Genomic DNA, 12,229 nt, shown 5'->3' with positions numbered 1-12,229 from the left:
GGTTACGGCTTTTGAGTCGGTATGCGTTGGGTCAAATCAACCACGCGCGCTACTTCGGCCAGACTGGTTTTTCCTTCCAGCACGCGATTGATACCGTCTACAGCCAGGCTGCGATAGCCGCGTTCCACGGCTGCGTTGTGGATTTCGCGGTGACTGGCACGGCGCCCCACCAGGTCGTCCAGTTCGCTATCCATGCGCAGCAATTCCATTAATGCCATGCGCCCGCGATAGCCTTTGCCATTGCATGCCGGACATCCAGCAGCACGATAAATCTGCGGGTGATCAGCCGCACGCCAGCCCAGCAGTTTTTGTTCGTCTGAATCTGGCGTGTACGCGGCACGGCAGTGCGGACACAGCATGCGCACCAGACGCTGTGCCACTACGCCGATGATATTGCCGGCCATGATGTCGGGCACGATACCGATGTCCAGCAGGCGTGGAAATGCTCCAAGGGCGGAGTTGGTATGCAGGGTGGTGAATACCTGATGGCCGGTCATGGCGGCACGGAATGCCATCTCGGCAGTGTCGCGATCGCGGATCTCGCCGACCAGGATAATGTCCGGGTCCTGCCGCATGATGGAGCGAATGCCGTTGGCAAAATCCAGTTTGAGCGTTTCATTGACTGAAGTCTGGCGCATCATCGTGACCGGGTATTCCACCGGGTCTTCCAGGGTCATGATGTTGACCGTCTCGTCATTGCGGTGAGTGAGCAGCGAATACAGGGTCGTGGTCTTGCCCGAGCCGGTCGGGCCGGTGATGATGAGAATGCCTTCCGGCCGCGCCATCATGGCCTGTAACGCAGTGTAGGTGTCGGCTGGCAGATCCATGTTGGCCAGCGGGATAATGGATTTTTCCCGGTCCAGTACCCGCAGCACAATGTTCTCGCCGTGGATGGTGGGCTGGCTGGAAACCCGGAAATCAATCGGCCGGCCATGCAGGGTGAGCGACAGGCGGCCATCCTGGGGGGCGCGATTTTCGGCGATATTCATGCCCGAGATGACCTTGAGGCGTACCGCGATGCCGGGCCAGTAACTCTTGTGCAGTGAACGCACCTGTTCCAGCACGCCGTCGATACGATAGCGAATGCGCAGGAATGCCTGTTCCGGCTCGAAATGGATATCCGATGCGCCGCGTTTGACCGCATCGACCAAGAGCGAGCCGACCAGCCGCACCACCGGCTGGGTATATTCCTCGGTATCCATGGCGAGACTCTGGTAGTCAACCTCGCCGGTTTCGATTTCACGCAGGATGCCGTCCACCGACAGCTCGAAGCCGTAGAAATTATCGATCGCTTCCAGTAATTGCGCTTCGCCAGACAGGACTGTATCTATCTCGACACCGGCGCCCAATAGTGCGCGCAGGTGATCCAGGGCCACCACGTTGAACATGTCGGTAATGGCTACCACCAGCACCTGCCGCTGGCCATCAAAAGCGATCGGCAGCAGGTGATGGCGACGCGCAAAATCTTCCGAGATCAGTTTGAGCGCTTCCGGGTCGGCCACCACATTGGCGAGGTCGAGGCTGGTCTGGCCGATGGTGTGGGCGAGCTGATCCCGTATCACTGCCTCGGTGATAAAGCCAAGCTTGACCAATAGGCGTCCGAGCGGGAGATTGGTGTGTTGCTGTTCCTTGAGTGCGATACGCAGCTGATCCAGGGTGATCAGCCCTTGCTGCACCAGCATTTCACCCAGACGCAGAGTTTTGCGAGCTTCCGCCAAACTTATTCCTGCCGCACTTTGAGTTGGTTGATGCGCGCATCAAGGCGCGCAGGGTCGAATTGGACATTGCCAGGCTGCATCAGGTTACGCGCCTTTTGATAATAATTGAGCGCGGGTTTGCTCTGATTGATGTGTTCCAGACTCACTGCCAGGTTGTAGGCGTAATCGGCATTGGCAGGGTTCTTTTGATAGGCGTCGAAATAGGCTTGCTCGGCTTCGGGCCAGCGCGTCTGTCCGGCATAAAGATTACCCAGCGAAAAATACAATTGCGCAGAGGGCTGGGCGGCAAGCAGGGATTGCAGACGTTGCTCCGCAGCAGTCGGATCGGCATCGCCCATCATGTTGATCAAGGCGCTGTTTGCCGTCACATTGCGCGGGTCAAGCTCCAGTACGCGCTGATAATGGTGGGCTGCCGCAGGGGTATTGTTGTTGCGCAAGGCAATGGCGGCCAGACCGAGTTGCACATCCACATTACGCGCGCCGTCAGGTATCTGCTGATACAGGCTGAGTGCTTCGCGCGTGTTACCGGCCTGATATGCCTGATAGGCGGCTTGCAGTTGAGGGTTGATGTGTGTGGTCTGGGCTACCAACGGCTGCATCTTATACGGAGTTCGGGTTGGGGGAGTGGAGGTTTTATTTTCTGCGGGTACGGTGTCGCGTATTACCTCGCCGCTTCCCCATCTGGGTATCAGCTTGGCTTTGCCGGTCTGGGGCGGCACTGCTACGGGTGCCGCCGGTAGGCCGGGTTTGATTTCAGGCATGGCAGGACTGGGTGCCTGACCCGGTGCTGGCGCGATAGCCGGTGGCATGGCAATAGATGCCGCAGGGTGTATCACCGGCATTACTGGCTGGGGAGGTGTACGGATTTGCCAATAGACGAATGCCCCGTAAATCAGCATGAACAAGGCCGCCATCACGGCCAGGACCGGCACGATGGAGCGCTGACCCGACAGCCAGGGTGTGTACCAGCTCGCTCGTGCTGCCCTGATATGGGCGGGTGCGGCCCCGTCTCTATTGGAATAGGGGGTACCGTCTGATGCGGGACCCATGATGGGTTCGAGCGACAGTGAATCAGCCAGGGTGGCGGATGGATTGCGTCCCCCGCCAGCCGATTTGTCGCCAGCTTGTTTCAAGGCTTTGAGCAGCAGGCTCACCGGGGATCTCCAGCGGCGTCGATACCGTTATGCCATTGTTCAGGAATGGAATTGGCCGTAGGCAGGTAGCGTTTATAGAATTTGAGTTCGTCGCTATCCAGCGAAGGATTGGTAATGACCGTGGGGCGCAGAAAAATCACCAGTTCGGTTTGCCGGACATTGCGTTCCTGCTGGCCGAACAAGGCGCCGATGCCTTCCGGACGCGACAATACCGGAATGCCGTCGCGGGCGCGATCGCTGTCATCCTGCATCAGACCGCCGAGGATCACGGTCTGGCCGCTGCCGACCTGCAACACCGATTCCATTTCGCGCACCTGGATCACCGGAATTTTGTTTGGTATGGCAGCAGGCAAACCGGGATTGGGATCGCTCACATCGCCGATTTTACGCGAGATGGTAGGCCGCACATCCAGCGTGACCATGCCGTTCTCCGAAATCTGCGGGGTCAGGCTCATCACCAATCCCACCGGTACGGTTTTGGCGGTGGTGGTGAAAGTGGTGGGCTGCAGCGGTGTGCCGGTTGAAGACAAGGTGCCTTGCTGGGCCTGTACGCTGAAATAGACCAGGTTATCCACCACTTTAAGTAGCGCAGTCTGATTGTTCAGCGCCATCAGTTTGGGGCTGGATAGTACCCGCACATTGCCGAAAGATTCCAGCAGGTTGATGGCACCGGTTATGTTTGGGCCTTTATAACCAATATTGATGAATGGCTGGAGCGTGCCGGCCAGATTGTTGGCACTGGCCGGGGTTGTTACAAAAAGCCCGTTGCCGGCATTGGCTATTTGAGACCAGTCGATTCCCGCATGATACTGATCATTGAGATTGACCTCGACAATGGTGGCTTCAATCAATACCTGGCGCTGCGCAGACTGGCTTACCCTATCGAGATATTGCCTGACTGCCTGCTGCTGGCGCTCGTTGCCCAGGATACTGACCGTACCGGCGACCGGGTTGACGATCACATCGTTTTTGCTGTCCTGCAGCAGCGCTGAAGGATTGTTGTGAAATACTTCCTTGTAAAGCGTGGGGGCTGCTGCCCCGGCCCGCGCTACGGCCTGGGCTTGTTCCAGCCGGTCAGCGCGGGCATTGCGTTCGGCATCGAGGTAAGCGGCTTTGTCTTCAGCGCGCTGGGTGGAGGCGCGGGTGGACGTCAGAATGGCTCGCAAATTTTCCGTCAGCACATCCCAAAAATTGTTATTCGATTTGCTGTCTACCGTCGTGGATGAACTGTTGCCGTTCTGACTATTACCGCTCGTGTCCGATCCGACTGCACCGCCCCCGGTGCTGGCAATCTGTGCCGCCACGCCGATGCTGGAGGTGGTGTTGCGCGACAGATTGACGTAATTGACCTTGTAGGTTTTCAGATACGGCGTATCCGGCATGATGGACAGGGTGTTGCCTTCCATCCGGTAGCGGATGTTGGTCTGCCGGGCAATGCGTTCGAGGATGGCGGGCAACGGTTCGTTCACGGCGTTCAGCGTGACGTTGCCGGTGATGCCGGTGCCGATATCGATATTCTTTTTGGTATCGCGCGCCAGTGAAAACAGCAGGTCTTTGACCGGCACGTTGTCTACCACGATCGTGTAGGTTGGTTCGTGTATCTCGGCCTTGGGTGATGGCAGGTAGGGAACAGTCTTGACCAGCGGCGGGATGTCGGCTTGCTTGATCGCAGGTTGCGCTGATCGCTGGATATGCCCTTGTGAAGGCTGAATCACGGCCTGAGGCACACAACCGGCCAGCATGGGAGCGACCAAGATGGGTAACCACTTCCATACTGCAATACTCATTATCTTTACTGAACCTTCCTGCACTGTGATCCCTCTCATCCGGTTCTTTTCAGAAATGGTATCACGACTATTTGCCAACTTGTTGAATTTGCCGGGTTTCATTGCGTATTCCGCCAACCGTTCTAAGGTAGGGTTGACGCCTGCGTACCGCTTCCGGCAGCTTGGCCAGGGCTTGGTTGGCAGCCTGCCGAGAAGGATAGTTGCCATAAATAACGGTCCAACTGGGGTGGCCTTGAGCCTGGCTGCGGAAAATTCTCAGTTGATCCGGTGCCAATCCGGATCCTTCGCCGCTAAGATAGGCCGGAAATTCATTCGGATTGCGCAGCAAGGAAAGCTGCAGGGTATAGGCCTCTGCCGGTTGCTGCATGAGCCAGTCGCGGGTGGTGGTGAGGCGCTGTTCGAAAGTGCCGGCGGGAATGTGTGACGTGTTGGCCGCCACCTTGGGTGAGTTGGCAACGGCAGGCGCGGTTTGAGCAGCCATGGTGTGAGTTGGCTGTGCTGGTATGGCAGCCGGTTTCGACAACCGGTAAAAACCAGCCAGAACGGCAAGCATCACCACTACGGCGATACTGGACAATAGCCAGCGCGGTGATGAATGCATGCCATCGTTAAAGGCGCTGTCACGCAAGGCGACACGAATGTGGCGAGGCAAAACGCGATGCGTATTGTCAGTGTAGGCGGCAAGCAGGCTTTTGTCGGCCAGAATATTGACGCGCCGGGTCAGCCCTTGCGATGCCTGCGCAATTATTCGTACGACACGCCGGTCAAATAAATCCGGGCCGCGATATCCCGCCGTGGTAAGGCGAAAGGCCAGATAAGCGCGTATATCATCGGCAGTAAACGGTGCCAGTGTAATCGCCGTGGTAATACGCTCGCGCAATTGGCGGATGCGCGGATCGGCGAGTTTGATATCGAGTTCCGGCTGCCCGAACATGACGATCTGCAGCAGTTTTTCGCGTTCGGTTTCCAGGTTGGACAGCAGGCGAATCTCTTCCAGGGTATCCAGCGTCATGCCCTGCGCTTCTTCGACAAACATGACGACCTGTCTATTTGCATCGTGTCGCGCCAGCAGGTAATCGTTCAGGGTACGCAGGTGTTCGGCACGGCTGGCATCGGCCGGATGTGCCAGTTCCAGTTCAGCCAGGATGGACGGCAGCACGTCCTCCGGTTTGACATTGGGGTTGGCCAGGTAAACGGTTTCAATGTCATCGGGTAAATGCTGTTCCAGCATCCAGCACAACATGGTCTTTCCGCTACCCACCTCGCCGGTGACCTTGATGATGCCTTCGCCCTGACGAATGGCGTATACCAGACCCTGGAGAATCGCGCCGCGTTCTCCACCGGAAAAGAAAAACCCCGTGTCCGGCGTAATGCGGAACGGGGCTTCTTTCAGGCCGAAAAATTCGTGGTACATGAAGAGGCGTTATCCTTGAACAGTTTTAGCCTGGCGTGCAAGGCGCCGGAACAGGTTTTCATTTCCATTGCCGCCTATGCCTTGATCGCCTGCGACGGCAGGAAACGCCGGTTTTAATACATTCCTCATACTTCGTTGGTATATGTTTGCATCCTGCTATACAAGGTGGTGCGATTGATGCCAAGGATTTTTGCCGCTTGCGAGAGATTGCCGTGAGTGAGATTGAGTGCGGCTTCGACATAGCTCTTTTCCCACTGTTTCATGGTCTGGTCGAGGCTGAAGTTGGCCAGGGTCTGCAGATGTTTGCGCGCGGTATCGTAGAGCGCCTTGCCGTCGTTCGGCAACGGAATTTCGGATGGAAAGGCGGTATCGGTATCCAGCTCGGTTTCCAGTTGCTCCGCGGTTACATTTTGTCCGGCACACTTGGTGGTGAGACGAATGACGATGTTGCGCAGTTCGCGTACGTTGCCGGGGAAATGGTACTCCTCCCACATCTGGCGGGCGTGACTATCCAGCAGGAATGGTTTGACGCGCGCTTCACCTGCGTAAAATTCACGAAAGTGTTCGAGCAGGCGTACTTTGTCCTCGCCCAACTCACGTAATGGTGGCACGGCAATGCCGAATACAGACAGGCGGTGATACAGGTCGGCACGGAAGCGCCCTGCCTTGATTTCCTGGCGCAGGTCGCGGTTGGTGGCCGTGACGACACGCGCATTGGAAAAACGCGACTGGGTTTCACCAACGCGCTGGAATTCGCCATTTTCAAGTACGCGTAGCAGCTTGGCCTGGAGTTCCAGCGGCAGCTCGCCAATTTCGTCCAGGAATAGCGTGCCGTCGCTGGCATCCTCGAAATAACCGGCACGGTTGCTGGTGGCGCCCGTGAAGGCGCCCTTGCAGTAACCGAACAGGGTGGGTTCAACCAGGGTCGGTGAAATGGCAGCGCAATTGAGCGCCAGATAAGGTTTTCCGGCGCGACTGGAAAGCTTGTGCAGACTGGCCGCCACCAATTCCTTGCCGCTGCCGGATTCGCCTTCAATCAACACCGGAAATGGCGCGTTGGCGTATTGGGTGATCTGCTGACGCAGACGGTCGAGATTGAAACTGGTACCGACGATCAGATTTTCTGCGGCTGGTGCTGCGGTTTCCGCAGTGCGCTCTACATCCTGGATCAGCAGGGCATTGAACAGTAACGACTTGATCTGTTCCGGTTCGCAAGGCTTGCCGACAAAATCGATTGCGCCCAGGGCGCGTGCATGACGCGCATTGGTTTCGTCGTTTTGTCCGGACAGTACCAGGATTTTGATGCCGGGCGAGTACCCAAGCAGGTCACTGATCAGCTGGAAGCCCTCGTCCGGCTTGTGCGGCAAGGGTGGCAGACCGAGATCAACCAGCGCGAGTTGCGGCGGTGCATCGAGTTGGGTCAACAGACTTTTGACCTGTTGGCGCGAATCCGCCACGAATACCTCGAAATCCTTGGACAATACAAAATTGAGCGTATCGGTGATGAGCGGGTCGTCATCCACGATCAACAGTGTGGGTTTGGCACCCTTGTTTTGTATGCTCACGGCGTTCCTCTTTGCATTATTGGCGTTCTGTGTCGATTGTGCCAGATTGCAGACCGTGCGGGTAGCGCCGCGTTCATGAATTACCCGGCGATGTGATAGTATTTGCAGCAGTTTGCGCGTAATTTCGCGCGCATGGCCCCATAAATTTTGGCAAAGTGTTATGAAAGATTTTATCGCATTACTGGTGGAACAAAGCCGACAGCAACACATTGTAATTAACCCGGCGCTGGATGACGCGCTCACCCATCTCGACCATGCTCTGGAAGGTCTGTGTGCGGCGGTGCAGGTGGAATACCATGGCCCTTATGTCGGTGTGGAAACGCCGTTGGCACATCAAATGGTGGTGCGAGAGCATGAATGGAAGATTCATCAACCTGCCTGGAGTATGAAAATATGCGTGGCGGCACCGGAAGCCAATTGCCGGGCCGAATGGCCGATTCAGGGCGTGGGCCGGTTGCGCAAGGCGCTGGTGGTGAAAGCCCTGCCGGCTTTTTTTGCCGGCTTTGCCGAAGCCGTCAAGCTGGCGGGTAAAGAGAACTCCAGCGCAGGCATGCGCGTTGTGGGGCTGGCGCAGCGCTTTAACAGTTAATCTGGCCGTGGATATGCGCCGCATCCCGTTTCTTGGCAGTCTACTTCCCGCAGCGGGAGCAGGGCGCACACTGGCCAAGGCGGACCCGGAAAATTATACTGTGCATGAAGTCTGTGCATCGATCGAGAAACTGATCGAGACGATGGTATACGCGCGCAAAAAACATGTGGGATGGCAACGTCAGAACATTCTGAGCTTGCACCATCAGGATGATTTCTCGGCACCGCTCATCAACCGTTTGACCCAACACTATCTGGCACTACCTCCCTATGCTTCCAGTGTGAGTAGCAGCTTGCTTGCGACCATACATGGTTACTGGGAGGAGATGAGTGAAATCCATCTGCAATGCGTTTCCTACCTGCTTGGTCATCCCGAATCCAGATTGAATGCGCTGCTGCCATTGCTCACCCAGCGAGCCTTATATCATCATGCCATGCAGATGAAATGGTTGTGGTTACGTTATCAGGTTATCCCGCCCTATTTCTGGGCACGTTTACACAGGCTGTATGCAGTCGCCGAAAAATACGAGTTTGCTCGCGTGCCTATGCCATTGCCTGGTATGCACCGTGCAACTACCAGCTGTGAAACTTTGTATCTGCGCCCGCAAATGTTGCATAGTTTGCGTCCCGATACGCTGCAGCCGCGCGAAATCGAGCAGGTGGACGAATGGATAGCCCGCTGGAGCAAAAGCGTATTGCTGGAACGTACGCTGATATCCGAAAAACACCGTTACGGGGTCAATCTGAAAACCGGCAATCCACCCCGGCCACTGGCCATGTTGAACGAACCGGGCAGCCATCGTTATTGGGGTACCGGACTCATGCTGGCTGCCATGCATGCCGAGCATGAGTCAATGGGCCAGGATGAGCAGGATGACTGGCGTCAGGTATTGTGGCGCAAAGTGGTGAATGACTGGTCAGGTATTCCGCCCATGCGTCAGCATCCGCGCCAGACCATCGGGAAGCAGAGCGAGCTGTTTCTCGGGTTCGGCGAGATACATGGCCGGATCGATCGCAAGATGTCGCGGCGGCCGCATGATTTGCCACACCTACAGCGTTGCCGGGTACGCGACGAGGGGGTTGAGGGTGTGGGCATTGCCCTGAATACCTCGGATGGTGTCGCAGTAGCAATCAATAGCTTGATCGGGATTGATTTTGATCAGCATTTTCTGGTGGGGGTAGTGTGCCGCATCCGGCGGCATGAATCCGGCTGGACCGAAATCGGTATTCGTCGGCTGGCGGGAAACGCAACGCCAGTCAAACTGGAGAGTGTCAGTGGCGATCTTCTGTCCGGAGCGCAGACGGTTAACGCGCTGTATTTATCCATGACCGGCCCTTTCGGGCGTCGTCGTTGCGTATTGGTGCCCGCCAGTTTCTGCCGCTCTGGCGGACAGTGGCGGCTGCTGAGCCGGGGCCGGCGTCATCTGATCCGCCTGCGCGCACCGCTCAAGGGTAATCAGGACTATGCGCTGGCGGATTTTGATGGAGTGGTGGAACCGGAGACCTTATCCAAATGACCTTGTCAGCCCCACTGGAATTCATTGCAGGTCGACAGCCTGTGCAGGCCAGCGTGATTTGGCTGCATGGGCTGGGTGCGGACGGGCACGATTTTTTGCCGGTGGTACAGATGCTGGATCTTCCAGGCGTGCGTTTTATCCTGCCGCATGCTCCGCAGCGGCCGGTTAGCGTGAACGGCGGCTATGTGATGCCGGCCTGGTATGACATTCGCGGCAGTGGCCTGAATGCAGACGAAGATGCGTCGGGTCTGGATCAATCAGGCCGGATAGTTGATGCCCTGATTGCGCAGGAGGCGTCGCGCGGAATTGCGTTGTCAAAGATAATCGTCGCCGGGTTTTCACAGGGCGGGGCACTGGCGTTGCATACTGGTTTGGTGCGGGATCAGGCATTGGGCGGGGTCATGGTGTTGTCAGCGTATCTCCCGCTCATGGCTGAGTTTAAGGAGCGATGTGCAACAGGTATTCACGCGATTCCTGTATTCATGGCACATGGCATGCAGGATAAGGTAGTGCCGTTACGGCTTGCGGAACGTAGCCGGGATGAGCTGGATGCCTGTGGTTTCGACGTGGAATGGCAGGTATATCCAATGGCGCACAGTGTATGCGACGATGAAATCAAGGCTATTCACGCGTGGTTGACGCGGGTGCTGAAATTGCATGCCTGGTTTACGTTTCATCCGTAGCAATAACGACTGCCACGCGCATCCATCCATCGCCATTCTCGATCACATCCTGCAGACGGATTGTTTTTTTCTGTGCACCGGCATTTAACTCGAAGCTGCGTCCTGATGCGTATTGTGCTGCTTCCAGCAGCAATTCACCCTGGCTGTTGCCGGATTGCGAGATAAAAATGATCGGCACTGGCAGCGTCGTATCCGTGGTCTCCACGCCATCTACCGTATAACCTGGTAAAGTGCTGGATGACAGGGGGCGCAGCAACATCATTTGCGGTTTGAGACTCAGCACTTCGATACCAATCTGCAGCAAACCGTCGTCGGTGTGCAATAAACGGCGCATCACACCGATTTTCCATCCGTTATCGCGTTCGACCTTGAGCGCCACCATGCTGCCGAGCCGTCCCCAATCGTTGGACTTTGCGGGAACGCTTGCTCCCAGGCTTTGTTCGCTCATGTTCTCCATCACCCAGCGTTCATGTGGCGGCGTTTTTTCAGTTGATGCGGGTGTGGCGTGACGATTGCGTGTGCGAGTGGATTCGGTCACGAAGCCATATAGTTTCATGTCGATCATCTCGTCATACTTGAGCCCGGCATCCATCTCATGGAGCACATCCGCCCCGTTGTGCCCCTGCTTCACTACGGCGCAGATTTCATTGAAACCGTGCACGACGTCGATAATTTTCTTGGCCGTGGTGCGCTGACTTTTTCGCTGCTCCCGATTTTCCAGAGGCCCCCATTGGCGTTCGGCGTAATCGAGTATTTCAAAGCAATCCGGCAGCCGGCAATCCTCACCCAATCCCAATAGCGCGGGGGAGTTTCCCTCCTGCAGTGCGGTGCGGCTCTGCTGAATTTGCTCATGCAGTCTGCTAATCCCAATGAAACGACAGGATTCCGTAAATTCAGTGTTGCGTATGCGGCGTGCACCTACGTCATCGGACAGCGCCACATATAGTGTATGGGTATCGGGATTGAATTTCGATTCCTGCTCGATCAGGTGCGACCATTCGCTGAGCCATCGATCTGCCATTTCGATCTGTTTCGGATACAGCACACTGGTATCCAGCTGACCCAACAGCAGGATGCGGTGATATTGATCTGCGCAGCATGCGGATTTATCGCTGGATGCATAGGGGGTAAGCTCGGATTTACTGAAACCCTCAAATTCGGCTACACGATACAGGTTGTGTAATCGCAACCAGAGTTTGTCCGCAGGTTTCTCGTAACGCAAGTAATGCCATTTGAAGACACCCCCCAAATTACACAGGGTGCGAGAAGTGAGTTGCGGGATGGATTCACGCAAATGACTGGCTGCCGGGTTCGCAACATAACTCATTATGAAGCTGTGATAGGCACGCGCAACTTCCCAATAAAATTTGTAAACGGCATTCCAAAGGCGACTTTCCATGATGCGTGACATACGCGGATTGCGTAAATATTGCTGGCTCAACGCAGCCTGCAATGCGCGAGCGTATTCATCCAGCAGCATGACTACAGCTAAACGTTCCTTGTTATATTGAGCTCCCTGGGCATTGAATTCGGCCAGCTTGTACAATACTTGTTCGTGCGCATTCAGGACATTTCCCGCCGGCAAGTCATTGATCCAGCGCGTGATCGTCTTCTCGTTGTCTAACGGATCGGATTCGGCGCTGTTTTTACGCAGCATGGACAGAATATTGAACATGAGTATGTGACTCCAGCTAAGGTCCTGCAAAGATTCTATTGGCTATTCATGCAAAATATGTGCCATTTAGTCGTGTCGTGCCAGAAGTGGTGCCAGCTAACAGACGCCCTGTGAATCTGGACATGGGC

General features: G+C 56.1%; 9 protein-coding genes. 3 read left to right on the top strand and 6 right to left on the bottom strand.

Going from position 1 to position 12,229, the window contains the following annotated elements; translation table 11 throughout:
• Positions 1-2 precede the first annotated feature (2 nt).
• From ACYCZJ_RS01125 to ACYCZJ_RS01105, 5 genes are all read right to left on the bottom strand, one after another.
• The gene (locus ACYCZJ_RS01125; protein WP_461552379.1) at positions 3-1,718 is read right to left on the bottom strand and encodes a GspE/PulE family protein; all 1,716 of its coding nucleotides are present in this window, start codon (positions 1,716-1,718) and stop codon (positions 3-5) included.
• 2 nt (positions 1,719-1,720) lie between these two features.
• Positions 1,721-2,872, bottom strand: coding sequence for a tetratricopeptide repeat protein (locus tag ACYCZJ_RS01120; RefSeq protein WP_461552378.1), 1,152 nt, complete (start codon positions 2,870-2,872; stop codon positions 1,721-1,723).
• Positions 2,869-4,659, bottom strand: coding sequence for a secretin N-terminal domain-containing protein (locus tag ACYCZJ_RS01115; RefSeq protein WP_461552377.1), 1,791 nt, complete (start codon positions 4,657-4,659; stop codon positions 2,869-2,871). The genes ACYCZJ_RS01120 and ACYCZJ_RS01115 overlap by 4 nt, the downstream gene beginning before the upstream one ends.
• A 67-nt stretch (positions 4,660-4,726) precedes the next feature.
• Entirely contained in the window at positions 4,727-6,073 is a 1,347-nt protein-coding gene (locus ACYCZJ_RS01110; protein WP_461552376.1) for an AAA family ATPase, read from the bottom strand.
• A 125-nt stretch (positions 6,074-6,198) separates the two neighbouring features.
• Positions 6,199-7,638 carry a sigma-54-dependent transcriptional regulator gene (locus ACYCZJ_RS01105; RefSeq protein WP_461552375.1) on the bottom strand — a complete coding sequence of 480 codons (1,440 nt, stop codon included), beginning with the start codon at positions 7,636-7,638 and terminating at the stop codon, positions 6,199-6,201.
• 160 nt (positions 7,639-7,798) lie between these two features.
• Between ACYCZJ_RS01105 and ACYCZJ_RS01100 the strand changes: the two genes are divergently transcribed.
• From ACYCZJ_RS01100 to ACYCZJ_RS01090, 3 genes are read left to right on the top strand one after another with little or no spacing between them, the layout of a single operon-like run.
• A complete protein-coding gene (locus ACYCZJ_RS01100; protein ID WP_461552374.1) occupies positions 7,799-8,227 on the top strand; it encodes a hypothetical protein in 429 nt (142 codons plus the stop codon).
• A 13-nt stretch (positions 8,228-8,240) separates the two neighbouring features.
• On the top strand, positions 8,241-9,743 hold the full coding sequence (locus ACYCZJ_RS01095; protein WP_461552373.1) for a hypothetical protein: 1,503 nt from the start codon (positions 8,241-8,243) through the stop codon (positions 9,741-9,743).
• Positions 9,740-10,426: an alpha/beta hydrolase gene (locus ACYCZJ_RS01090; RefSeq protein ID WP_461552372.1), complete on the top strand. Its 687-nt coding sequence runs from the start codon at positions 9,740-9,742 to the stop codon at positions 10,424-10,426. Before ACYCZJ_RS01095 ends, ACYCZJ_RS01090 begins: the two co-directional genes overlap by 4 nt.
• Here ACYCZJ_RS01090 and ACYCZJ_RS01085 read toward each other — a convergent pair.
• Positions 10,410-12,101 (bottom strand): hypothetical protein, encoded by a 1,692-nt coding sequence (locus ACYCZJ_RS01085; RefSeq protein WP_461552371.1) that lies wholly within the window; start codon positions 12,099-12,101, stop codon positions 10,410-10,412. The two genes, ACYCZJ_RS01090 and ACYCZJ_RS01085, sit on opposite strands and share 17 nt — an antisense overlap.
• Positions 12,102-12,229: the final 128 nt, after the last annotated feature.

The organism is Sulfuriferula sp. (assembly GCF_054605375.1).
This window is presented reverse-complemented; position numbering and strand designations above follow the sequence as displayed.